The 24014-nt window shown below is 59.1% G+C and carries 18 protein-coding genes; 3 read left to right on the forward strand and 15 right to left on the reverse strand.

Going from position 1 to position 24014, the window contains the following annotated elements:
- Positions 1-1441 precede the first annotated feature (1441 nt).
- The 5 genes from B5D61_RS17010 to B5D61_RS17030 form a co-directional block, all read right to left on the reverse strand.
- A complete protein-coding gene (locus tag B5D61_RS17010) occupies positions 1442-2116 on the reverse strand; it encodes a hypothetical protein (RefSeq protein ID WP_078814629.1) in 675 nt (224 codons plus the stop codon).
- Between the two features lie 272 nt (positions 2117-2388).
- Positions 2389-4023 carry a DUF1501 domain-containing protein gene (locus B5D61_RS17015; protein ID WP_078814630.1) on the reverse strand — a complete coding sequence of 545 codons (1635 nt, stop codon included), beginning with the start codon at positions 4021-4023 and terminating at the stop codon, positions 2389-2391.
- Positions 4024-4059: 36 nt separating this feature from the next.
- Positions 4060-8883 (reverse strand): DUF1800 family protein, encoded by a 4824-nt coding sequence (locus B5D61_RS17020; protein ID WP_176159491.1) that lies wholly within the window; start codon positions 8881-8883, stop codon positions 4060-4062.
- A 165-nt stretch (positions 8884-9048) separates the two neighbouring features.
- On the reverse strand, positions 9049-9687 hold the full coding sequence (locus B5D61_RS17025; RefSeq protein ID WP_078814632.1) for a response regulator: 639 nt from the start codon (positions 9685-9687) through the stop codon (positions 9049-9051).
- Positions 9671-11770, reverse strand: coding sequence for a sensor histidine kinase (locus B5D61_RS17030; protein WP_078814633.1), 2100 nt, complete (start codon positions 11768-11770; stop codon positions 9671-9673). The genes B5D61_RS17025 and B5D61_RS17030 overlap by 17 nt, the downstream gene beginning before the upstream one ends.
- A 201-nt stretch (positions 11771-11971) precedes the next feature.
- Here B5D61_RS17030 and B5D61_RS17035 point away from each other — a divergent pair, with 201 nt between their 5' ends.
- On the forward strand, positions 11972-12415 hold the full coding sequence (locus B5D61_RS17035; RefSeq protein WP_078814634.1) for an NYN domain-containing protein: 444 nt from the start codon (positions 11972-11974) through the stop codon (positions 12413-12415).
- A 29-nt stretch (positions 12416-12444) separates the two neighbouring features.
- Positions 12445-13002, forward strand: coding sequence for a sugar O-acetyltransferase (locus B5D61_RS17040; protein WP_078814635.1), 558 nt, complete (start codon positions 12445-12447; stop codon positions 13000-13002).
- Here the strand turns inward: B5D61_RS17040 and B5D61_RS25815 are convergent.
- From B5D61_RS25815 to argA, 6 genes are all read right to left on the reverse strand, one after another.
- Complete coding sequence (locus B5D61_RS25815; RefSeq protein ID WP_139373317.1) at positions 12953-13189, reverse strand: hypothetical protein; 237 nt, start codon at positions 13187-13189, stop codon at positions 12953-12955. The genes B5D61_RS17040 and B5D61_RS25815 overlap by 50 nt on opposite strands.
- Positions 13190-13229: 40 nt before the next feature.
- Positions 13230-13481 carry a hypothetical protein gene (locus tag B5D61_RS17045; protein WP_078814636.1) on the reverse strand — a complete coding sequence of 84 codons (252 nt, stop codon included), beginning with the start codon at positions 13479-13481 and terminating at the stop codon, positions 13230-13232.
- A 566-nt stretch (positions 13482-14047) separates the two neighbouring features.
- Positions 14048-14911: an alpha/beta hydrolase gene (locus tag B5D61_RS17050; RefSeq protein WP_078814637.1), complete on the reverse strand. Its 864-nt coding sequence runs from the start codon at positions 14909-14911 to the stop codon at positions 14048-14050.
- 57 nt (positions 14912-14968) lie between these two features.
- Positions 14969-15598: a DUF2239 family protein gene (locus tag B5D61_RS17055; protein ID WP_078814638.1), complete on the reverse strand. Its 630-nt coding sequence runs from the start codon at positions 15596-15598 to the stop codon at positions 14969-14971.
- A 108-nt stretch (positions 15599-15706) separates the two neighbouring features.
- On the reverse strand, positions 15707-16978 hold the full coding sequence (locus tag B5D61_RS17060) for a PQQ-dependent sugar dehydrogenase (RefSeq protein WP_078814639.1): 1272 nt from the start codon (positions 16976-16978) through the stop codon (positions 15707-15709).
- Positions 16979-17089: 111 nt separating this feature from the next.
- A complete protein-coding gene (gene argA / locus B5D61_RS17065; protein WP_078814640.1) occupies positions 17090-18406 on the reverse strand; it encodes an amino-acid N-acetyltransferase in 1317 nt (438 codons plus the stop codon).
- 428 nt (positions 18407-18834) lie between these two features.
- On the opposite strand from argA, the gene lipA reads away from it, so the two are divergent.
- Positions 18835-19737 carry a lipoyl synthase gene (lipA, locus tag B5D61_RS17070; protein WP_078814641.1) on the forward strand — a complete coding sequence of 301 codons (903 nt, stop codon included), beginning with the start codon at positions 18835-18837 and terminating at the stop codon, positions 19735-19737.
- 713 nt (positions 19738-20450) lie between these two features.
- Here lipA and B5D61_RS17075 read toward each other — a convergent pair.
- The 4 genes from B5D61_RS17075 to B5D61_RS17090 form a co-directional block, all read right to left on the reverse strand.
- Entirely contained in the window at positions 20451-20729 is a 279-nt protein-coding gene (locus tag B5D61_RS17075) for a hypothetical protein (RefSeq protein WP_078814642.1), read from the reverse strand.
- Between the two features lie 451 nt (positions 20730-21180).
- A complete protein-coding gene (locus B5D61_RS17080; RefSeq protein ID WP_176159492.1) occupies positions 21181-22086 on the reverse strand; it encodes an ArdC family protein in 906 nt (301 codons plus the stop codon).
- Between the two features lie 951 nt (positions 22087-23037).
- Positions 23038-23358: a heavy-metal-associated domain-containing protein gene (locus B5D61_RS17085; protein ID WP_078814644.1), complete on the reverse strand. Its 321-nt coding sequence runs from the start codon at positions 23356-23358 to the stop codon at positions 23038-23040.
- Positions 23355-24014, reverse strand: coding sequence for an SCO family protein (locus B5D61_RS17090; protein ID WP_078814645.1), 660 nt, complete (start codon positions 24012-24014; stop codon positions 23355-23357). The genes B5D61_RS17085 and B5D61_RS17090 overlap by 4 nt, the downstream gene beginning before the upstream one ends.

The following is a 24014-nucleotide window of genomic DNA, read 5'->3' on the forward strand; positions in this document are numbered from 1 at the left end:
CTTGATGCGCCCGTTCCGCCGAAAGGCATTGGAGACTATGGTTGTTGGTTGCCTAACTTGACATTGAACTAAAGCTTGATGCGCCCGTTCCGCCGAAAGGCAGACCCTGCAGGTGGCCGTCGATACGCACCTTGGCCGTTTCTTGATGCACACGTTCCGCCGAAAGGCATTGGTGACAGCACCAGAAGGGACAGCATGTAGCCCAGAGCTACATGCTTGATGAGCACGTTCCGCCGAAAGGCATTGGAGACGAAACAGCAGAAGCGTTGTTCTGGAGTTGTGCAGGGTCTTGATGCGCACGTTCCGCCGAGAGGCATTGGTGACGAGATGGCTCGTCGCATCGCCGGACTGGCGAAGACGTGCTTGATGCGCAGGTTCCGCCGGGAGGCATTGGTGACAGGGGCATTGCGGGCAGGAGTGCCCGCATCACTTTTCTTGATGCGCAGGTTCCGCCGAAAGGCATTGGTGACAGGGCCCAGGCTTTACCGCGATGATGGACGCACGCGACTTGATGCGCCAGTTCCGCCGAAAGGCAGTGGAGACGCGGCTTCGATCGTGAGCATCGTCAGCGCCGTCTCTACTTGATGCGCACGGTCCGCCGAAAGGTATTGGAGACCCTGCCGGTCGTAAGGCTGAGCCAGGAACAGCTCCGCTTGATGCGCACGTTTCGCCGAGAGGCATTGGTGACGGATCTGCAATGAAGTCTGCGTAGTTCACGCAGTCGCCTTGATGCGCCCGTTCCGCCGAAAGGCATTGGAGACTAGCTTTTCAGGTTTCATAGCGTTATTCGTCTCGACTCTTGAGGCACGTTCCGCCGAAAGGCATTGGAGACTTAAGAATTGAGGCATGAACGTTCTGGAGATCGTTGCTTGATGCGCCGTTCCGCCGAAAGGCATTGGAGACCTCACGCTCCCGCTGTTCATGTTCAGCTTCCGCCCTTCTTGATGCGCACGTTCCGCCGAAAGGCATTGTGACTTAAGGCGCGCGTTTCTCGCTTGTTCCAGTAGGGACTTGATGAGTATGCAGGCAAACGTGCGGAGTGTTTGAATCAAGTCGCAGAGCGACGACAGAACCCGTGGCCGATCTCTGAAGTTTCTTCGGCAAACGATCGGTTCGGCCGTCGCTCTGCGACTCTTTTCCGAATCACCGAAACCCAAGGTTCGATACCCGGCCTTGAAAGGCCGGGCTAGGATACGTCCGTCGCTCTGCGACTTGGGGTCATGCCTGACGAGTGGCCTCAGACGGCTCGTTGTTTCCAGCCTTCACGGGTCCCTTTATTGGGCGAATGTCAGTCAAAGCGGAAACAGCACGATCCGGAATCCCGTTGGGGTTCGGTTTACCTTGGAGGTGAGTTTGAACCCGGAGGTTTGCGCTTCCTGGCCATCCATGATTTCGCGGGGCTTCGCCAGGGGGCGGGAGCTTTCGCATTCCCGACTTTGGCTTAAAGCTGGGTCGTCGTTGGATCTTGCTGGCTGATTTGATCGTCGCCGGTCCACATCTTTTTGTCGGGGCCTGCGGAGCGGACGGTCATTTCCCAAGCGCTCTCGGGATGGAAGCGGTAAGGGGTGCCGTAGCGGTCTAACAACTCGCCTTGCGGACTGATGGAGGGATGGCTTTTGGGGAGAACGGCAATGCCCAAGGGATTTTCACCCTGAAGGCGACGCACGATCTCGTCATTCAATTCGCCCGTGGGCATGGCCCCAAAAGCGCGGCGGAATTCGTCAAGGAGCGTGCTGACGGTCTGGACATCGTCATACACCGTTTCGTTCTTGGGGATTTCACTGGCCGCGCTGGTGATCACGGTCGCCGTTTTCGAGGAGTCGGGAGGAGCTGGCAGAGCCTGGGTGATCTCCATGACAGGTAAGGGATGGACCACGCCTTTAGGTGTCGTGGCATAGAGATGGATGCCATAGGGGCTATCCATGGGCGGCGGGGGGAGCGGGGCGCGCAGAGGGCCGCAAAAGGTGGACTCGACAGGGCCACGATCCCGGGGCAGGGCGTTGTCTTCACGGGGAGTCCCAGAGGTGTAGGGTTCGGTGTGGCCGGCCATCCACCAAGCCGTGCCCAATGTGGTCGCCAACAGAAAAGCGAAGCCGAGTTTGATGGGGGTATTCATAAGTGGAGGGGGAGCAAAGAGGCCCCCTGAACAACTGGGGATGGGTTCATGGAGGCCAAAGGGGATCGGTTCAACGGAGGGTCAGCTTGGAAATGGCCTTGCCGCCCCTCACCTAACCTCTCCCCAGGGGGGAGAGGGACGATCGTTGGGTCTTCGGGATGGAAGATCATAAGATGTCCTCCCTCTCCCCAGAAACTGGGGAGAGGGGTGGGGTGAGGGGCGGCTGGCGTTTCATGATCGGATCAGATCTTGAGGTGCAGTCGCATTCAATGTTAGGCGGTGAAGTCCACGAAGCCGAGATTGCTGGGGATGGTGCCGATGTTTTGGAAGCGGCCCAGATTCGGGAAGATCGTGTTGATGTCGGTGCCGGTGACTCCGGAGACATAGTTGGTGCCTTCACTCATGAACCACTTGGCTGCGACCGAGGCGTATTGATCCACCGCCGTGGTGGGAATCCAGCGTCCGCGGTTACTGTCCACATCTTGACCCGCAGCACGGGCCAGGTCGGGGAAGGTGCCATAGATGCGCTGACCGATCACAGGGCCACCCATGACGATCTGGTGACCGCCCCACCCGTGGTCTGTCCCAGAGCCGGTCTCGTTGCCATTGGGCTGGAGCGTGCGGGTGAAATCAGAGTGGGTGAAGAGCAGCACATCATCCCAGAGGGAGGGATCGACGGCGGCGATGGCATCTTTAAAGCCTTTGAGAGACTTGTCGAGATTGCCCATGAGGTTGCCATGATCGGTGGGCTGGTTTTGATGAGTATCAAAGCCGTTCATGCTCACAAAGAAGATCTGACGGTTGTTACCCAGCGAGGAACGTCCCTGAATGAGACGAGCGACCATTTTGAGTTGGTTGGCGACATCCGGCAGAGTGGTGACTCCGGGGAAGGCATTGGTGAAGGCGGTGTCAATGGAGGTGGTGGAGCCGCCCAGGGCGCTGCCAACGATGGCTTCGTTGTCTCGGGCGCGTTTCATCACTTCGTTGTAGCCTTCTTCCAGGTGGTGCTGGTAGTGGCTTTCGGTTTCACCTAACTGCATGCGTGTCAGCTTGGTGATGGTGTCCAGCGCTTTCAGGGTCTTCCCAGCATCGTTCGGTGAGTAGGCGACGGGTGACACATCGTAGTTAGCGGCGTGCCCATACGTGCCAGGACCGAAATAAGGACTGCTCGAGCTGTAGCCCGAGAGTCCCACCACACCGCTGGTGCTCACGGCGTATTGAACGACCGAGCTGCCCACCTGGAAGGAGTTTTGTCCGGAAATGGAAATGTTCATCGAGACATTGCTGGCCGGATTCACATTGGCTGCGGTGAGCAGATCGGCGGCGCGGCCACCCCAACCGTTTTGGAAGGGGCGATCCGGCAAGCTGCTCTGCCACTGAAGCTGCTGATCGCTGTGCGAAAAGAGCTGAGGTGGCACGGGCACGGAGCGAGGCACGGCGATGTATTGGGAGCGGGTGATGGGCTGGACCAAGGTGCCGACGTTGGCGACAAAGGCCAGGTCCCCGCTATTGAACATGCTTTGCACATTCCCCATGTTGGGGTGCACGCCGAACTGAGTCGCCGAGCTTTGACCAAAGCCTCCGGAGGGGGCGGTGAGAGGCAAAGCCGCGCCGGTCCCACTCACCGGAATGTGAATGGGGTGGCCGACGGGGCGTGCGCTTTCATAGTTGGTCCGTGCGGAGCCATCCAGAGGAACCAAGGTGTTGTTGGAGTCATTGCCCCCATAGAGGAAGAGGCAGATGATGGCCTTGTAATCCGAGGGAGCACTCTGGGCCATGGCGCTCTGGACGAGGCGTAGGTGAGCCAGGGTATTGACAATGCTGGTGACGCCGAGGGCGCCACAGGCGGAGCGGCAGAGGAAGTTCCGCCGAGTATCGAAGTGATCCTTATGCTTGCTGTTTTTCATAGAGGGCAAGTGGGTTGGTGTTTCTCTGGCGGTGACTTATTTCAGAACGATGTATTCAGGACTGCTGGTGATGAGGTAGATGGCGGCGCGGACGCGGTTGCCAGCATTCCCCAGAGACACAGGTGGTGCGTCCACAGAGACGGTGGCGAGCTGGTCAATGATGATGCTGCGCGGGTCTGTGCCGCCGGTGGTGTAGGTGTATTTGGCCTTCAACGAGCCTGCGCACAGCAGGTCGTCCAGGCGATCCACGAGGTAGGTGGCTGCGGAGAGCTCCGTCGCACCTGCGGTTTCACGCACGGTTTTGTATTCCGCCACCAGGGGGCTGAGGTCGGCACGGATGTTGTCCAGCAGCCCGGTGGTTTCACCCAGGAGGTTGCTGCCACCTTGTCCACTCGGCAGGGTGGCTGCCGGATCGACGATGGAGGAATACTCCAGAGTGCGGTGGTAGTTGATGGCTCGGACCACGAGGTTTTCCGTCATGATCTGGAGCTCGGGAGCCACGAGGCCTGCAGCGGCGACACGGCCACCGGGGGTGTAGTCCGGCAGATACCAGTTGAAGACACTCGGCATGTTGTTAGGCGTCTGGCCCAGGTCATTGACAGTGCTGACATAACGCAGGCGGGTCGGTGACGAGCCGAGGTTATCCAACTGGGTGGAAGGATAACCGTAGCTGCTGAGATCAGACACGTTGAGCTGAGACTTGGAGCCAAAGGCACGCAGCACCTGGATGTAGCGCAGGATCGGCTCCTTCACCTTGCCATGGCTGACGTTCACGGAGGTGACGCTGTTGACCGTTTGGGGGTCCACGTTTTTCAGGGTGCGGGCCTCATAGTCCAGAAGGATGGCATTGACGACCGCCTTCAGGTTGCCACGAACGCCGGAGCCATCGTTCTCAAACTTCTGCACGACACGATAGACATAACCACGGCTTGGATTGCTGGTGACGAAGCGCTGAATGAGCAGGCGGCACAAGAAGGGCGCCATGTTCGGGTGATCGAACAAGGTGTCCATGGTGGCATCCAGCTCGGCCTCGGCATAGGCTTCACGCTCAGCGGTGGTCGGTGTGGTGTCGGTGTAGGCGGGCAGTGCAGCGGTGAGGAAGTTCTTCGCGCTTTCGTCATGATAGGCCACGAAGTTCTTCATGGGGTTCTCATAACCCGGGTGGAAGTATTCCGCGCCGGAACTTCCGAAGAAGCTGCCTTGGGTCAGGGTGGGCACATAGCCGTTGGCGGCGCTGTTTTGCACATAAGCAAAGCTGTAACCGGTGAAGACTTTGGACAGTTCCTTGATGTCATCGTTATCATAAGTCGCGATGGGTTGGCCGTTGTTAGCCAGCTTCAAGGTGCCGTCTGGATGCAGTTCCAGGAGGCCGATGGAGAAGAGCTGCATGATCTCACGCGCATAGTTCTCATCCGGTGAGAGGATCTGGTTACCGCTGGTGTCATACTGAGCCTTCTGGTTCTGCAGATGGCTGAGGTAACGACCCATGATCGGGCTCTTGGTGACGTCTTCCAGAAGCTCACGCACCCGGAAGGCACTGCCATTGGCGGAGCTGTAGCTGCTGTTCGGGGGTTGGAGGCTACGCACGCCATCGGCGGCATCGGCCAGCATGTCGTAGTAGCGGCTGTGACCATAAGCCCGAGCGGCGATGGTGCCATCCCGGTCAGACACCACGAAGATCTGTTCCAGGGCAAAGGCGGTGCGCTGGCGCAATTGATCATGGGCATGATCGGCAATCATCCACCAGCCACGACGACGGTTTTGATTGTCCGGGTCATAGCTTTCTTTGTTCAGGCCGACGGGCACAGCACGATAGCCGGATCCTCCCCAACGCTGCCAATCTGTCGGATTGTTCGGAGGCGGCAGGCCATCGGGAAGATTGGGTTGAGCCCCCCACAGCGCCCATTCTTGAGCATCGGCGGCACGGTTGTATTCGAGCAGGCTGGTTTGATCTCGGCCCCACTGCGTGTTCAGCCACGAGGTGAAGGCGGCGATGCGATTGGAAGCCGTGGTTTTAGGGCTGGCGATGCTGTTGAACAGAGCCGTGATCTCAGCCTCGGTCGGGCCAAAGGTGGCCTGGGTGAGGAAGCGTGCGCATTCACGGCGCACTTCCGTATCATTGGCCAGGTTCTCCAGCGTCGGAGCTGCGGCGGGTGGGGTGAAGATCGGGCTGCCAGTTTGACGTGTCAGATCCGCACGGATTTCACCACTGGCGTAACGAGTGGTGTGAACGTTGATGTAGAGGTTCTCACCCGTGTTCTTGCGGAACAGTGCATCGATGATCTGCTGGCCCTTCAGACCTGCGGAGTCCACGATGGTCCAGGCGTAGTCCACCAGAGGGCCTGGAGGCAGGCCATCCGGATCACCATAAAGGATGGTGCCTGAAGAAACGGTGCCACCACCCACACTGTTGAAGTAGTGCACGTGGCTGCCATCGATCTCAGCCTGCGGTGTGGTCAGGCCGTGGAAGGTGGTGGAGATGCGAGCCTTGTTGTTAGGCCCGTTCAGAATCACGGTCGCGAAGCCGGAGGCGGAAGTCACTGCCGAGCCTTGGGCCATGAAAGGACCGACAAAGAGCTTCTCATTGGCGGGGATGTCTTGCGCATCATTGATGATGACCACGGCATTGGTGGGCGAGGCAATCGTGTAGGTGCTGCCATTGGCGGTGGCGGTCAGGCGCAGCCCTTCGGGATACTCATCCAGGCTATCCACCACAGGGCGGATATACACATCCACACTTTGAGCATTGGCCGGCAGGGCGATGCTGGTGGTCACCTGGGTGCCGCCGGTGGCGGCTGTCCAGGCCGAGTAGTCACCGCTGCTGGCAGGAGCCCGGGTGGTATCGGTGGAGGCCGTGCCCGCCAGGGTGAAGTTCAGCGTCAGAGGAGCGAAGCCGCCGTTACGATTCAACCGCAAGCGTGCATTGGTGGTGGCTGTGGGGCTGGCCGTGACGTCGTTCCGTTCGTAAGCGTTGGTGGTGACGGTGCTGACTGTGATGGTGCCGCCGGTGAAGGTGCTTGGGTTGGTGGAAGTGACCAAATCGATGCGGTTATGGAATTCCTGCTGGTTCGTCAGCAAGTCACCATCGGGATCGAGAGAGCCATCGGCACCGTTGTTGGGGTTAAGACCGACCGTGGTTTCCCAATCATCGGGCGCGCCGTCTTCATCGACATCCTCCGCACCTTGGATCACCAGGAAAGCGACGGTTTCAGCGCTGTGGGTGTTGTTAACGGTGCCTTCGCCAAACTGAGCCGGGTGGGCATCTTCCTGGGCGACGAGGTCCACACGATCGGCAAACAGGTAGCGCCAGCGGAGGGTGGCAGGGTCAGTGTCGTTCTTCGTCTGCATGGAGGCAAAGAGGTAAGGGTCCGCGTGCATGCGACCGAAGGTGCGGGTGCGGAAGGAGCTGTCATGGTTGGTGCCATTGCCTGCCTGGAAGCGCATGCCGCTGCTGAAGAAGTTGCTGGTGCCCTGAGTCATGGCGATCCAGTGGACGGTCTCCGCAGCGTGGGCGGTGGTGTCGATTTCCGACTCGTCCAGCTCGACGGTGAAGCCGCTGGTGCTGATGCCACTGACACGAGATTGCACGGCTTGGGTATCATTGGTGGTCACCACTTGAGAGAAGACCGCCGGGCTGTTGGGGAAGCCGGTCGCCAGGGTCTGAGTCGTGCCAGATTGTGTCACACCGGTGGTGACGCCCGCCTGCCAGCGTGTGCCGCCGACGGCGAAGCTGCCGGACTCCATGACAACGTAGCTGAGCTTTTCAGCGATGTTGTGGGTCTGCGTGCTGTGGTGGTCCCAGCGGTCCACTTGGAATTGGAAGCTGGTGGAGGTGACATTGCGCACGCGGATGGTGAGGGAGGTGCTGCTGCGGTAGGACAGCGGCCCCATGACGACGACGGGGGCGGTGTAGGTATTGCCCAGGGTGACGGTGGTCCACGTGGTCGCATTGGACTGAGTCACGGTGACATCGCCGACTTCGATCTTCGCGGCGACTTCACCGTTCATATCTCCGAGCACGAGATAACCGAGGTCTTCCGCGGCATGGGTCGTTTCGGTATCAGCGGAGGCTTCTTCCTGGAAGCGGAGTTGCACGCTGGTGCTGCTCAGGGAGGCCATCTTGATTTCACCGGGGTCGGCTTCATTGGCGGATTGGGCCTGGGCGAGGAGCACCGGGTTCGTCCGAGTCGCCGGGAAGGTGATGGTGGCAAAGCTGCTGGTGACCGCCGTGCTGGTGCGGACGGCACTGAGGATCTTGCCATCCAGATAACCGGTGCCGGTGGAGACGGCGATGTAGCCGATGCCTTCATTCGACAGGGTGGTGGTATCGGCCTCTTGGGTTTCGATTTTCACCTGGAAGCCGGTGCTGGTCACACTGCTGATGCGGGGTTTGATGGCTTTGACTCCTTTGCCTGTGATGCCGGAGGCATTGGCCGTGGTCTCCACCTGACCGAGCACGACGGGAGCCGCTGTGAAGCCGCTGAGAGTGACGGATGTATTGGTGCGATTCACGGCACTGAGGCGGCCGACCTGCCAGCGCTGAGCTCCGAAGACATGGGTGCCTTCCGTGAGGGCAAAGAAGTGAACGGTTTCGGCGGGATGATAACCGTTGGTGTATTCCCACTCATCGATCTGATATTGAAATCCGGTGGTGGTGACATTGCGGACCCGGATGACGGTGGGCTCGCCATTGGCTTGTGTGGCTGGACCCATGACCACGACGGGGGCGGTGGCAAAGGTGCGGGCGAAGGTGACTGAATTCCATTGATCACCGTTATTTTGAACCGGCGTGGTGAGGGTGCCGGATTCAAAGTTAGCCGGTGCAGCATGAGCGGCACTGACCGAGAGTGCGACAGCCATGACGGCATGACGCAGCAACGAAAGGGCGTTGCGCCCGGGTTTGGTTCTAGGTGGTTGAGTTCCCATAGCGCCGCCATTTCAGCGGGCGCTTACTTTTTTGAGAAGGTGCTCAGTGTCACCAATTTGGGTGACGTCCGTTCTTAGGGTGTGGAGCGATCAGTTGGCTCATGGACGTTTCAGAAGCCCGCGATCCAGCGCCACCATGACCGCTTGCACCCGATCCTCGGCATTCAGCTTATCGAGGATGCGTGCCACAAAGGTTTTGATGGTCTCCGTGGAGACGTTCATGTCCGCAGCGATTAATTTGTTAGGCCAGCCTTTCGCCATGCTTTGCAGCACTTCCAGCTCCCGGGTGGAGAGGGTGACGTGGTTGCGGCGCTCATTCAGCTTGCCCAGCACTTGCTGAGGAAAGAAGCGCTTGCCCGCAGCGACGGTGCGCACGGCATTGACCAGATCCGGCCGGGAGGAGCTCTTGGGCAGGTAACCGCGCACGCCGGCGGAGACGGCTCGGTGGATGTCTTCCTCGGTTTCTTCGACCGAGAAGATGAGGAGTCGGGCGAAATCGAAGCGCTTGACGATTTCACGCGCCACTTCGGTACCATGCATGTCCGGCAGACTGCCATCCAGCACGGCCACATCCGGCTGATGCTGCACGAAGAGATCGATGGCATCTTGACCACAAGCTGCCTCAGCCACCACCCCCATATCCGCTTCCAGGTTCAGGGCCGCACTGACGCCCATGCGGGTAAAAAAATGATCATCCACGACCATGACGCGGATGGTGGGTTCAGGCACAAGCTTCATGTCTTAAAGAGAAAAGGGAATAGCGAACACACACCCGAGTTCCTTTTCCCGGGCGGCTGGTGATGTAGAGCGAGGCACCGATTTTAGACGCCCGTTCTTGAATGCCACTGAGGCCATAGTGCCCTGGCTTGGGCTGGCGGAGCAGGCGGTCTTCAAAGCCGCAACCATCATCTTCAATGACCAATTCCAACTGACTGTGAGAGGTGCGTAAGCTCACGCGGATGTGATGCGCTTCCGCATGAGTGAGGGCATTGGTCACCGCTTCCTGAGCGATGCGCATCAGTTGAAACGGGGATCCTTCAGGCAGATGCGGTTCAGGTCCTTCGGTGTAAAATTCGATGCGCGTCTGGGCGGGCGGCGGCACCCGGTTTTCCACCCAGTCTTTCAGCGCCGTGCGCAGGCTTTCACGCACGGTGGTCTCACTGCGCAGATCCCAGATGCAGTGGCGGGCCTCCATCTGGCAATGGCGCAGCATGGCGGTGGTGTCATCGATGAGGCGCGGCAGCATCTCCGGCGCGGCATCGAGAGCGCCCTTCAGCGTCTCCAGATGCAGGGCTGCACCCGTGAGCTGCTGCTGGAGCGAGTCATGAAACTCTCGTGCAATCCGCAGCCGCTCCTCCTCCGCAGCCGCCTTGCTTTCCATGGCGTGAATGTGGCGGGCCTGCCTCCAGACCTGCCAGCGGAAAACCAAAGCGCCGGGGACGGCGAGGCCTGTGATGCCGAGCAGCCACCACACCGCCAGCGTGAGGCGCTCTTGATTCCACCACGAGGGGCCGGCCAAGACGCGCAGATCTTCCGGGGTCCTGGGCAGGATGCTGAGGCGCAAGCCGGTGCTATCCGTGCCGCCATGCTGGATGTGAAAGAGACCAGTGACCTGCACCTGACTGCCATCCTCCAGCGAGCTGACCTGCTCAGGCCGAAAGAACGGCTCCCAATGCAGGAGACAACTGACGCCACTGGGCAGTTCCAAACTCAGGCGAGGGATGCCGCCTGGGACGGAGTGATTCCGCAGGATGCCCGAGATGCTCACCAATTCGCGCTGACGGCTGGGATGGAAAAAGCCTTGTTCCAGGTGCACAGGCTCGGGCGGCGGGCCCATCCCCAGGCTGCGGCAGACCCCGTCCAGCAGCATCATCCGTCCATCTTCGAGCTGCGGCCAACAGGCGACCGCAAGCTTTTGCCCGGGGACGAAATCACTCATCTGCCGGGTGGAGACTTCGATGCTGCCATCATCGGTGCGCAGGCAGACCCAGGCATTCGGTTTGGCGGCGATGACGGTGCCCACGATGTGCATGCGCTGCTTCACATTGGCGCGTTGGGTGGCCTGGATGGCACTGGCCGCCGTCACCGGCGGACGTTGAAAGACTTCATCCAGAGCTTTGTCCTGGAGACTCCAGTGGGAGCGTGAGGGCACGAGCAGAAGCGCATCGGCATCCTCCGGGAGAAGGGGCGGCTCCGCCCGGCAGACCAGCACCGCCGTGAGCGAGACAGGCTCGTTGAGCCATTGCTGAAGGGTCTCGGGACTTTCACGCCAAGGCAGCCGGGCAATGGCATACCCACTCGGCGAGCTGATCTCCACCAGCATGGGGGAACCCTCGATAGGAGGCACGGAGACACGCCGGATGACGCCGGTGACGCGCGAGAGCAGGCCATCGATGCGCATTTGGGCGGCGAGGTCGAGATCGAAGCGCATCGGGGTCGTCTTCTTCTTCTCTTGAGAGACGATGGTCACCTCGGGGGGGCCAAACTGGATGCGGTCATGCAGCACCATGGCCAGTCCCTGCCGCCGACACAGCATGCCTTCCACCTCCACGGTTTGCCCCGGCTCCGGCAGCGGGTGAGACTGGATGCGTGGATCAAAGCCGATGCCGCCGGAGTCATCCTGCACATAGGCGAGGCCGAGGCGTTGATTGCTAAAGGTCACCACACCGCGCACGCGCACCGGGGTCTGCACTTCACGCCTGGCGAGGCGTGCCTTCGCTTCGGCAATGATCATGATGGGGCTGGCTCCATGCAACGCAGACAGCGCGGCGAGAGTGGCCCAGATCAGCAAGAGACGGGTGGTGGCAGATGGGTGGTGCATCTGAAGTGACAAGTTTGCCAAACTTCCGGGTTTGATGGCAAGACGGTTTTTAGTGGGCCGCGAAGTCTCTTGGCCGGATCGGGGCTATGGCTTGATGCGCGATGCTCGGGGCGATTCCTGCGCAAAGCCCTTTGGCAAACGGCCTGCTCGGGCCATGGTAGGCCCGTTTGGATGCTGATCTCCTTTCTCTAAAAGCCGCTCATGTCCCAGCTTTCTTATCTTCTCGTGGATGGTCATAGCGTCATGCACGCCTGGCCGGAACTGCGGCGTGACCAGCGCAGTGCCAGCCGTCGGCACCTCGCTCAACTCGCGCTGATGCAGCGACTGCGCACTTATCAGGACATGAGTGGCAAGCAGGTGGTGCTGGTCTTTGACGGCACCCACACCCAGCGCAACGAGCAGCGCGAGCCGGGCGGCCTCCAAGTGATCTATGCCGAGGCAACCACCACCGCCGATGCCATCCTGGAGCGTCTGGCCAACCGCTATGCCCGTGAGCATCCCATGCAGGTGGCCTCCGCCGATGGCATGGTGCGGGAGACCATCCTGGCCTGTGGCGCGGACTGGATCAGCCCAGAGATGCTGAAGTCTCTGTGCGAAGATGCAGAAAAACAGGTGCAAGAGTGGATCGGGAAACGACCTCGATAGGACAACGGCGAAGGCCGACCCTGGACCCCATGAAAACCGAAAAAGAAAAGATGCTGGCGGGTGAACTCTATGACCCGCTGGACCCACAGCTCGCTCTCGAACGTCAACGCTGCCGTGATCTCTGTCAGCTCATCAATGCCTCCCGAGAAGATCAGCCGGAGGAACGCCGCCTGCTTTTGGAGGAATTGTTCGGGCAGAAGACGGATGCCTGGATTCAGCCACCGTTTTACTGCGACTATGGAACGAACATTTCGTTAGGCAGAAAGGTGTTTTTCAATTTCAACTGCGTGGTCTTGGATGTGATGCCCGTGACGATTGGTGACTTCACTCTCTTTGGCCCTGCGGTGCAGATTTACACCGCCACCCATCCTCTGGATGCGGAGGAGCGTCGTCGGGGGCTTGAGGCCGCCAAGGCCATTCACATCGGGAGCGATGTGTGGGTCGGCGGTGGCGCGATCATCTGCCCCGGCGTGACCATTGGGGATCGCAGCATCATCGGGGCCGGCAGTGTGGTGACCAAAGACATCCCGGCCGATGTCATCGCCGCCGGAAACCCGTGTCGGGTGATCCGGCCGGTGAAAGAGTGAGTTCATCGGACACCTTGCCGCGCATCATCTGCATGGCATAAAGCTCGCCGCGTTTTTTGGCGGTGATGTAGAAGACCGTAGCCAGCCCATGCCAGGCCACGAAAATTTCAAATCCGCGTTGGTCGCATTCGTCAAGAACGGCCTGGCTCGCGGTGTCGTGAGGCATCCGCTGCTCGATGATGTTCACAGGATGTTGGTATCCAAAAAGACGCGCATTCAGCCTCAGTTTAAACGCCGTCTTTGTTCTTGTAATGAGCCATGCGCACATCTTCCGTTGGCTCGGCTCCTTGCGCTGCTCCTACATACTTACGTGCCCAATCACCCGCCCGTCCCTTTTTGGGTTTTGCGGGTTGGGTGGCAGCCTTCACAATCTGAATCAACAGGGTGGACCCCATTTCTGCCACGACACGTAGGCTGTCCCCCTGATGCAAATCAAGGTTCCGCATCTGTTCAGAGGGAATCTCTTTGGTGATGGTCATGACGTGGATTGTTTGACCGAACATACGTCCCTTTAGCAAGATTCCAACCGTCATTTCTCCGCTTCTGTTCCTACTTCCATACTGCGGCTCTATTCCGGAACGTGACTTGCCAAAGTCAGGGTTTGGGGAATGCCGCGTTCTTCCTGGACACCACATCCCACGGCACTTAGCAAGTGCCGCTCCTTGAGATTAGGCTGTCTGAAAAGTCCCACGCAAGGAGCGTGACTTGCCAAAGTCACGGTTTGGGGGATGCCGCGTTCTTCCTGGACACCACATCCCACGGCACTTGGCAAGTGCCGCTCCTTGAGATTAGGCTGTCTGAAAAGTCCCACGCAAGGAGCGTGACTTGCCAAAGTCACGGCTTGGGAAATGTCACGTTCTTCCTTTACACCGCGTCCCACGGCACTTGGCAAGTGCCGCTCCGACACCACATCCCACGGCACTTGGCAAGTGCCGCTCCTTGAGATTGGGCGTGCTGTTAGACTTTTTTCAGACAGCCTCTGGAGGCAGCCCCGCCAATGGAGCGGATCGAGTCCACCTATTTTAAACCCACCTCCAAGCCCTGACTATTTCCGCCAGAGCCACTTCATGGCTTCGGGGAACAGGGACGCGCCATGCTTGCTGTTATGCTGGCCGTCTCCGAACTCGAAGTGATGATCATACTTCATGAAGGTGAGGGCCTTGTCCATTTGCTGGTTGGCGAGGGGCCAGTTGCCATAGGGATTGTCCAGGTCATTGGCACCATCTTGAAGGTAAATGCGCAGTGGTTTGCGCTCGGTGATGCGGATGAGGGAAGGATAGACATTTCCTCCGGCCAAGTCCACGTAGCTGCCGATGGTGGAGAAGACCTTGCGGAATTTGTCGGGTCGCTCCCAGGCCACGGTGAAGGCGCAGATGGCGCCACTGCTGGCTCCGGCGATGGCCCATTGCTCGGGATTGTCAGAGAGCCGGTAGTCCTTCGTCACTTGCGGGATGATTTCCTCCAGCAGGAAGGTGGCGTAGGTGTTGCCTAACGTATTGTATTCCTTGCCTCGGTTGTTGTTTTTCCAGGCGCTGGCCGGTTTGGGGGCGGTGAGGGCATGCCCGGGATTGATGAAGATGGCGATGGTGGGCGGCATGTCCCCACTGGCGATGAGGTTATCAAAGACCGTGGGCACCCGCCAGGCTCCCTTCAGGCCGACATAGTCGTGACCGTCTTGGAAGACCATGAGGCTGGCGGGCTGCTCGGGCTGATACTGAGCCGGCACGTAGATCCACCAGTCACGCACGGTGCCGGGATAGATCTTGGACTCATGCGCCGACATCGCGATCACTTTGCCCTTGGGCACCTCGGGCTTCTCTTGGGAAAGCGGGCCGAGCTTGTAATCGTCAATCGCTTGAACGGAGGTGCCGATGAAAAGGACGAGAAGGGGAAGGAGCCGAGAGAGCATGAAGGCGCTGGAAAGTTGGAGAGCCTGATACGTTCCGCATCGCGGATAGTTTCACGCTCATGACTCGGCGGTGAACACTTTCGCTGCGAGTTGGAGGGTGTAGTCTCGGATATCCACGGGCCAATCCGCCAGGGCTTGTTCCAAAGCTGGGCGCTGGTGAGCGAAGAGGGCTCGGGATGCGGCTTCGAAGTGAGGCAGGTTCCCCCCCATCGCGGCCATGAAGCGGTAGGTGGCTTCCTCGGCTCGTCGCACCTGATCCCGAGTGTGTGAGGCCCGCTTGGCTTCTTCCACCAGCTTACGCAGGGTCACGGAGGCCCCACCGGGCTGTTCATTCAGCCAAGCCCAGTGCCGGGGCAGGAGGGTGACTTCCCGAGCGGTGACCCCCAGCTTGGGGCGGCCAGGGCCAGTTGGTGCCGTGTTTTCGGGAACCTCTTCATCGTCTGGCAGTGCGGCGAGCACGGGCAGGTGCTGGAGCAGCTGGGGCAATGCGCCTCGCAGATCCACATCCACTTGCTCTCCGGTGGCGTCTCGAAAGATGAGGATCTCCATCTCGCCATCATTCGACTGCGTTTCCAGATGAGCTTTAGCGCTCCGAACCACTTCATCGAGAGGACCGGAAGTCAGTCGGCGGTGATTGGTGAAGGCGGTGCAGAGAAAGGAGGAGGCGGGCGGTGGCTTCGAGGGCATGGTCTTATTTTACCCGGGTAAAAATGAAGTCAAATATTATCCGGGTAAAATAGGGGAAGCCGATTCTGGAATTCCACCGAGTCTTCAGGGGGATTCCCCAACGGCGAACTACTCTTGAGCGATCTCCTCGATGTATTCGACGCGATAGAGAGCGCCTTCCTGGGAGAGGATCACGGGCTCGCCGTCCACGTCAGCGGTCACCAGCGTGGGGTTGAGTTTACTGCCTTCATCGCGGCGATGCAGCACGTGCCTGCGCACGGCGCGTTCACCCTGGGTATCCAGCTCCAATGCCCAAAGGGTGCCGTAGCCCCAATCCGCAAACAGATACATGCCTTGCAACGCGGGCATCTGCTCGCCTCGATACAGGTGACCGCCGACGATGCAAAGGCCCTCCCCCCGCATGCGTGTGTAGGCATGCACCGGCTGGGTGGTGGCCGTATCGGGGATCAGCGGCGTGGGATGAAAAACGGCGGCGTCTGGGCCATCCCGATCACTCCAACCGTAGTTGGCCCCTTTTTTGACGAGGTTGATTTCTTCCCAGAGATCTTGCCCCACATCCGCCAGCCAGAGGTGGCCGGTCTGGGAGTCAAAGCTCAGGCCCCAGGGATTGCGAAAGCCGAGTGCATAGATTTCCGAGCGCACCATCTGGTCCTCGGCAAAAGGGTTATCCTTGGGGATGCCATAGGGCAGGTTCCCGGTGCGGGTATTCACATCCAGGCGCAGCACCTTGCCATGCAGCACCCAGGGGTTTTGGGCGAGGCGATAGGGGTCATTGCGCAGGCCACCATCTCCGAGGGCGAGGTAGAGGTAACCGTCGGGCCCGAAGAGGAGGTGGCCGCCCCAGTGATCCGCCAGAGGTTGGTGGATCTCCAGCAGGATGCGCTCCGTCTCCGGCAGGGCCACCGGCTTATCCCCATCGCTGGCACGCATCTCACTGATGACGGTGCGGCGGGGATCGTTCTGCGTGTAGCTCAGGTAAAAAAGGCGATTCTTTTCAAACTCGGGATGGAAAGCGATGCCATGCACACCTTCCTCAAAGAGGTAGATGCCTTCCATGCGTTTACGGAAGTCGAGAAAGCTGCGCCACTCGCCACTGCCATCCAGCTTCACCGCGCAGAACTCGCCGCGTTGCATGGCGATGACCTGCTCTCCATTTCCCTGCGGGAGGGTGGCCAGCATGACGGGGGAGTCGAACTCCCGGTCAAAGCGGATCCGTTGGAGGCCCACGCCCCCCATGGGACTTTCGGGGATATCGGCCGCAGGCACCGCCGGGATGACGGGGATCTCCACCGTGGGCTGCACTTCATCTGGCACCGCCAGAGCAGGACCGCAGAGGGAAAGAAGGCCAGCGATCACGGCCCGAGGCAGAGGTGAGTTCATGGAGAGATGGGCGGGGTTTCACCCCCGAGCCCATGCACATGTCATGCCACCGCCTTCAGATGCGACAGAAAAATTAATTTATTTTGAAAGAAAATCGCTGCAATGGCGGGGCTAACGAAGCGGCTTGGTCAGCACCTTGGAGTTTCGCCCGCTTTGATTGTATTTCTCCCGGCGTGGGGTGGGCAGGGCGTCGGGAGTGGTGACCAGAAAGCCCATTTTTTCCTCAAAGAAACGAAAAGCCTGGGTGCTCAGAGCCACCAGCACCTCACAGTCGCGCTGCCGGGCCGTCTCCTCGGCAAAAGCCACCAGCTTCTGGCCATGGCCGCGATTCTTATGACTGCGCCGGACAAAGAGGCAGGCCAGCTCACCGGTCTTTTTCCCGCCCTCATCGTAATCATGCACCGCCACGCAGCCGATGGGGTTGCCATCGAGTTCGAGGACGAAGAAGTCATGGATCTTCGACTGGATCTGCTCCCGGGTCCGTGGCACCAGGGCGGCATCATCCATGGACTGCTGCATCATGGACAGCAGGGCAGGGACATCGGAGGACTCCGCCGGGCGGATCTGCTGGTAGTCATCGGCATGGATCATGGTGCCGACCCCTTCATTGCTGAAGAGCTCAGACAGCAGCGCTTCATCCTGATTGCCATCCACGATGTGCACGCGCGGCACACCCTCCTGGCAGGCCAGGGCGGCATAACGCAGCTTGGAGAGCAGGTTGATGTCGTAGCGCGGATCTTTCCGCCGATACATCTCCCGCGCATCCCCCACCGAGATCTGGGCCAGACGTTCCCCTTCCGAGTTGGTCAGGCCGGCTTCGGAGACGAAGATGACCTTGGCGGCCCGAAGCGCGATGGCCACCTCCACGGCGACGGCATCCGAGTTCAGTCGCAGCGTGGTGCCCCGGCTGTCATAGCCCATCGGCGGCACCACGGGGATGATGTCCGCTTTCATCAAGACATTGAGCGTCTCCGTATCCACACGCTCGATGCGGCCGGTGAATTCCTGGTCCACACCGTTGATCACACCGGCGGGGTGCACGGCGAGGGCATTGGCCACGGCCACGGGCATCTCCAGGGCCGTGAGATCCGCCATCAGGGCACTCGTCTGCCGGGTGATGGCATCGATCGCCACCTCCATCGTCGCCGCATCCGTTTGGCCCATGCCGTCGTCATTGCTCAGGGTCACGCCCCTTTTGCCGGCGAGGTAACGCACCTGCGCCCGGGCCCCGAAGATCAGCACCACCTCGATGTTCAGCGATTGCAAAACGGCCACATCCTGGAGCAGACCTGGGAACCCCGGCTGATGCATCAAGGCCCCATCGATGGCGATCACAAAGACGCGCTGGCGAAACTGCGGTACATAGCGGAGCACGCCGCGAAGGTCTTCAAAGCGAGGGGCGGGTTTGGTGGGGTCGTTTTCTGGCACCCGTTAGTTTCGCGCAAAGCGTCCAGTGTGCAAGAGGAGGGAGGAGTCAACGCAAGGGGGGGCAAAGCAGGGTCAAGGCAGGGTCAAGGCAGGGTCAAGGCAGGGCAGGGCAGGGCAGGGGCAAGGCAGGGGAGGGGAGGCCTTTTGAGTTTAGCCGTTGTCGTCTGGCGCTCGTGACCCTTTGACCCTTTGACCCTTTGACCCTTTGACCCTTTGACCCTTTGACCCTTTGACCCTTTGACCCTTTGACCCTTTGACCCTTTGACCCTTTGACCCTTTGACCCCTTGACCCCTTGACCCCTTGACCCCTTGACCCCTTGACCCCTTGACCCCTTGACCCCTTGACCCCTTGACCCCTTCACCTCTACCCCCCTCCCTCAGCCCATCCTTGACTCAACCCCCGCCTGACTGCATTCGTAAGTCTGATCATGGCCTGTAAAATTGACCCCGCGCTGCACACGGAAAAAAAACCCGACTGGATTCGTGTGAAGTTGCCCCGTGACCCGGTTTTCTGGAGCACGAAATCCCTGATTTCCGACCTGAAACTGCACACGGTCTGTGAGGAAGCTCAGTGCCCGAACCGCTGGGAGTGCTGGAGCCAGGGCACCGCCACCTTCATGATCGCCGGGGACCGCTGCACCCGTGCCTGCGGCTTCTGCGCGGTGAAGACGGCCAAACCCTTCGCGCTGGAGGCCGATGAGCCTGAGCGTGTGGCGGCGGCTACCAAACGTCTCGGTTTGAACCATGTCGTCATCACCGCAGTGGCGCGTGACGATGTGAAAGATGGGGGTGCCGAGCACTTTGCCCGCACCATCGAGGCCGTGCGTGAGGCCGTGCCCCACATCACCATTGAGATCCTGGTGCCCGATTTCAATGAGAAGACCGAATCTCTGGCCGTGGTCATGCAGGCCCGCCCGCACATCTTCAATCACAATCTGGAAACCGTGGAGCGCCTGACGCCTCTGGTGCGCAGCCGTGCTCAATACCACCGCAGCCTGAAAGTGCTGAAGCAAGCCAAGCAGCTTTCCGTGGAGATGGGCTTCAAGTGCGCCACCAAGAGCGGCCTCATGCTCGGCCTCGGTGAAACGGAGCCCGAACTCTTTCAGGCCATGGACGATCTGCTGGAGCACGACGTCACCGTGCTGACTCTGGGGCAGTATCTGCGGCCTTCCGCTCAGCACCTGCCAGTGATCGAATACATCCACCCGGATACCTTTGAGAACTACAAGGAGATCGCCCGTAAAAAAGGCTTCCGCCATGTGGCCAGTGCACCGCTCGTGCGCAGCTCCTATCACGCAGCGGATTTCAAACCCGAGCTGGATGTGCAGTAACAGCATCCTTCAGAACCGACCCTGAATTTAGACGGCCCTTGTTTCAGCAAGGGCCGTTTTGTTGGAGGGATCCGCACACTTCGATCGGATGGGAGATCGGACGAGGGCGAGAGGAGCGCGGACACTTTGTCCGCCGTCTTTAAAGCGCGGCGAAGCTGCGAAGAAAAGGGTTGGGGCAGGAGGGAGGGCCCAGGCTCCTGCCGATACGCTCTCTTGATGGCTACCCAATCATTGCCTTGTTTCAGCAAGGGCCGTTTGGTTGGAGGGATCCGCACACTTCGATCGGATGGGGGGATCGGACGAGGGCGAGAGGAGCGCGGACACTTTGTCCGCCGTCTTTAAAGGGCGGCGAAGCTGCGAAGAAAAGGGTGAGGGCAGGAGGGAGGGCCCAGGCTCCTCTCGATACGCTCTCTTGATGGCTGCCCAATCATTGCCTTGTTTCAGCAAGGGCCGTTTGGTTGGAGGGATCCGCACGAGGGCGAGAGGAGCGCGGACACTCTTGTTATAAGGCTGTGCGTTGCAGCCTGTTGCAGCCTGCTGCAACAACTTGCTTATCAAGCGTTTGCAACGGCTGCGCATTTGCGGCCAGTTGCAACTTGTGGGGCTGATTTGCCTGTTTTTGGAGCCGCCTTGTATAAACACTTGTATAATTTTGGGCGGATTTCCGGGCGCGGCTATTGCTCAGTAAGCCTGTTACGGCTCACAGATTGCCGCTATTCTTTGGCCTTTGCCCAGCGCTTTCTCTGAGCTTCGGCGATCTTTTCGCGGGCCTCAGCTGACATGGTGCGCTTTTTCTTTTTCCGACCAGTGGCTGCGCTTTCACTTACCTCGTCATCACCAGCATCATTGGTTTTTGTTCCGGGCTTACGGCCTCTTCTGGCTCCTCCACCTCCAAGGATTGAATTAAGCTCTGCCTGAAGTCTTTCGATCTGCTCGCGGATCTTTACCGCCTGCTTAAGTTGCTCGAGTGAAGGAGTTGTGTTGATTGCCATAGTTCGGGATAGAATCTAATTTATAGAGGAACCTGGATGCCTTTGCCGCAAAAGTTTTCTTTTTGCGGCCCCAGAGCCACCAAGGCTGCCGGAGTAAACCGGAGTTTCCACGGGATACCGTGCAAGCGCCAAGCGTGACCAAATCAAGGGCGGGCCGGGCGGGCCTTCTAGCACTGAGCAAAGCGGGCGGAGCTAGCGGAGCGTCCAGGAATTGAAAACCGCCCCCGCTCAAGTGCGGGGGCGGTTCGCAAAGGCTTCACGGTAAGCGTCTGGAGATTATGCCGCGCACAATGGCCGCAACAGCTTCAAGGGGCTGGCGCATATGGTCACCATTCCTGCCAAGGCTTGGCTGCACGTACCAAAAGCTCACTTTCCGGCTCTTCAAGTTCAAGGCCCGTCAGTCTGGCGGACTCAAGCATTTCTACATCTGTTCCAGTTGAGGCTGCCGCGTTCATGCCTGCACCTCCGGTTGAATGTTCAAGATGTAGTTGGCTGCCTTCTGAGCCTGGGATGCAGCGCGGATGATCCAGGTTCTGGCATCCTTGGATTTGAGGGCATTGATCCAGCTTTGCAGGTAGGCGGCTGAGTTGGCCGCGTCTTCTTCAATGCCTGCATGGGCGCTGAGGAATGCCGCTCCCATTTCTGCAACAAGTTCTTCCTCCGCGTAAACCTGACGGGCGGTGTCTCCATCAGCATTGATACCCTTGTTCTCAATCAAGGACTTGCGGGAAAGTCTGGAGGCGTGGCCAGTGCTGTGGGCCAGCTCATGAAACAGGGTGGAATAGTAAACCGTTTCATTGTCAAAATACCGGCCTTCCGGCATGTTCACGCTATCTGTGCCGGGGCGGTAGCAAGGAACGGCGCTGCCTTCCCTGAAGGCTGGCGGGTTCGGCATGCCTGCAATGATCTCACGGGCGCGAGCGGTCTTTTCCGTCAGGGAAAGCTCCGGCAGGTTTTCAGGCGTTGGGAATTCGATCCCTTCGATCTGCGAGGCGTGAAACACGGTGTAGCCTTTGAGGTAACCGCGCCTTTCCGCCTCTTCCTCACTGCCTGCTGCCGCGCCTGCGTCCTCCTCGTGCTTGGTGTAGGTGCCATATTTGACCACCAAAGAACCTCGTTCTCCTTTGCGGACGTGGCCACCAAGCTCTTTGGCTTGAATGAAGGTCAGAAAATAAGGCGAAGTGAAGCGGCGGCTGGCAAGCAGAAAGACGTTGATCCCCTGATAAGCCTTGCCGCTGGAGAAGTTGCGGGGAAAGCCGACCTTTGAAAAGTAGGGTGATTTCCAGGGGACAATCCCCTGCTCAAGCTGGCTAATAATATTGGTTGTTACCTGTTCATAGATGTCTGTTGTCTTCATTGTTATTCCTCCTGTTTCGGTTTTGCGAAAAGCACGCACGCGCGCGCAAAACCTGCTGACCAACCGCCGGAGGTGAGGACGGGCAGTCATAGGAGGGTTCAAAGGAGGGTGCCCTTGAGGGACAGCCTTTGGATGCCTTGACGGCCAGGCCGCCCGTAGGCATCAAAGCCGCCAAGTGAAGGTATAAATGGGCGGCGGCTTAAACTGCCCTTTGGGCAGGAAGATAAACACGGAGGACCTGACAGCGAATCGAAGGCTTGGTGGAGTGCCGCAGTCGGGAGTTTTCTGTGTTGGTATTGGGCAGGAATGGCGTGGGCTGCATTCCTCGCGGTAGCAGCCTTGGAATGGCTGCCTACGTCATGGGGCGGGAGAGGGCGTTACGGGACCCCTCCCGTTCGAAGGGGTAGTGCCGCACATAGTAGGCACGAGGGGAAGCCTTCCCCGCCGCAATTCACATATATCTACACACGAAAGCTCCTTGGTTTTCTGGTAAGCTAAAAACTTCTCTTCGCATCTTACCTGATCAGTTGGGTATTCATTCAAAATTGATATGCCGACACCAGAAGAGTTGAAGATGTATCACAAGGAATTTTCCAAAACGCTCAGGATCAATGTTTTATAGTTGATTGGAGTTGCAAAGCGTCGCAGTTCAACGCTTCGCAGCACAAACTTTTTTGCAGAGTGTTGCGCCAAATAGTGTGGATTTACGTCTTTTTTAGGCTGACCGTATAACGCTCTATAAGAAAAATCGCCCAATTGATAAGGTCAAAGAAGACTCGAAGTTCAGCGGAGGCAAAAAACTCATGAACGTGGAGCCCGCTACTCCGGTTAGGTCATAGGCCTCTGCAAATCTCCAGCCACGAAAGGCACAATACACTTCTGCGTTAGCCTTGTGGTGGGACGGCCAGTCTTCCTTGGTCTACTTATCGCTTGATATCCGAATCCAGTTTCCTATGCGCCTGGAATGCGAATTATAAAAAGGCTGCGGATGTCATACATTTTGGCTTCTTCGCCGAGGGATTTGACGGCGGCTTCACGAGTGAGGTTGGGAGAGGTGGAGATGAGCTTGATCCGTGGCAGGGAGCCTTCTTTCCCGAGGGCGATCTTCACTTCACGGACGCCTTCCAGCTTGCTCAGCGCGGCTTTGACGTGGCTAGAACATGCACTGCAGACCACGCCTGCAACTTCACCTTCGTAATGGTAGGTTGGTTGAGGTTCACCAGCTCGCAAGGATGCTGTCATGAGGGCCACGATAGTGATGAGGTGTTTCATGGTGTCGTTGTGATGGGTTCGTCGAGGAGGGTGAGAGTGTCGGAGTGCAGGCGCTCGCGCATAAGGTTGGCGATCTCCTGCTGAGGATGAAAGACAGCGTAGTAACCGCGCACCCTCTGCTGGCGATCAACAAGGACGATGCGCAGGTCATGCTCGTAAACTTCCAGAGGGTTGAAGCGCTCGTCCGGCGGAATGGCCTTCGCGGCTTCGAGTTTGAGCACCCCGGTCATGAAAGCTTCCATGGCAGGGCGTTCCGCGCGGAGGAACCACCAGGGGTCGGTCGGCTTCACACCAATGGCCTCGGCATAGTTGCGAAAGAACTCCGGCTGATCGCGTTCCGGCAAGACAGAGACAGAAACGAGCTGAAAATCCGGGCGGCTGCCATGGGTTTCTTTAAGTCGGGACATCTCTCCGACGACGGCGGCGCATCCATGGGGGCAGACGGTATAGAGGTAGGCAAAGGCGCAGACGCTCCCTCGCAGAGAGGCGATGTGCACGGTCTGTCCGCTACGTTCCACGGCGATAAAGTCCTCCTCAATGGTAGTGAAAATGGGCAGAGATCGCTTCGGTACAGAACTGCTGAACCACAGGTTGACCAAGAAGGTGGAGCAAACGGCAACTGTGCCGATGAGCGAAATAAACGGCCAGGGACGCAT

The sequence above is a fragment of the Prosthecobacter debontii genome, from assembly GCF_900167535.1.
Lineage (GTDB): Bacteria > Verrucomicrobiota > Verrucomicrobiia > Verrucomicrobiales > Verrucomicrobiaceae > Prosthecobacter > Prosthecobacter debontii.

Bases quoted from the DNA above. Each gene is read 5' to 3' on its own strand.
- B5D61_RS17010 (WP_078814629.1), bottom strand. From the start codon at position 2,116: ATGAATACCCCCATCAAACTCGGCTTCGCTTTTCTGTTGGCGACCACA.
- B5D61_RS17015 (WP_078814630.1), bottom strand. From the start codon at position 4,023: ATGAAAAACAGCAAGCATAAGGATCACTTCGATACTCGGCGGAACTTC.
- B5D61_RS17020 (WP_176159491.1), bottom strand. From the start codon at position 8,883: ATGGCTGTCGCACTCTCGGTCAGTGCCGCTCATGCTGCACCGGCTAAC.
- B5D61_RS17025 (WP_078814632.1), bottom strand. From the start codon at position 9,687: ATGAAGCTTGTGCCTGAACCCACCATCCGCGTCATGGTCGTGGATGAT.
- B5D61_RS17030 (WP_078814633.1), bottom strand. From the start codon at position 11,770: ATGCACCACCCATCTGCCACCACCCGTCTCTTGCTGATCTGGGCCACT.
- B5D61_RS17035 (WP_078814634.1), top strand. From the start codon at position 11,972: ATGTCCCAGCTTTCTTATCTTCTCGTGGATGGTCATAGCGTCATGCAC.
- B5D61_RS17040 (WP_078814635.1), top strand. From the start codon at position 12,445: ATGAAAACCGAAAAAGAAAAGATGCTGGCGGGTGAACTCTATGACCCG.
- B5D61_RS17045 (WP_078814636.1), bottom strand. From the start codon at position 13,481: ATGACCATCACCAAAGAGATTCCCTCTGAACAGATGCGGAACCTTGAT.
- B5D61_RS17050 (WP_078814637.1), bottom strand. From the start codon at position 14,911: ATGCTCTCTCGGCTCCTTCCCCTTCTCGTCCTTTTCATCGGCACCTCC.
- B5D61_RS17055 (WP_078814638.1), bottom strand. From the start codon at position 15,598: ATGCCCTCGAAGCCACCGCCCGCCTCCTCCTTTCTCTGCACCGCCTTC.
- B5D61_RS17060 (WP_078814639.1), bottom strand. From the start codon at position 16,978: ATGAACTCACCTCTGCCTCGGGCCGTGATCGCTGGCCTTCTTTCCCTC.
- lipA (WP_078814641.1), top strand. From the start codon at position 18,835: ATGGCCTGTAAAATTGACCCCGCGCTGCACACGGAAAAAAAACCCGAC.
- B5D61_RS17075 (WP_078814642.1), bottom strand. From the start codon at position 20,729: ATGGCAATCAACACAACTCCTTCACTCGAGCAACTTAAGCAGGCGGTA.
- B5D61_RS17080 (WP_176159492.1), bottom strand. From the start codon at position 22,086: ATGAAGACAACAGACATCTATGAACAGGTAACAACCAATATTATTAGC.
- B5D61_RS17085 (WP_078814644.1), bottom strand. From the start codon at position 23,358: ATGAAACACCTCATCACTATCGTGGCCCTCATGACAGCATCCTTGCGA.
- B5D61_RS17090 (WP_078814645.1), bottom strand. From the start codon at position 24,014: ATGCGTCCCTGGCCGTTTATTTCGCTCATCGGCACAGTTGCCGTTTGC.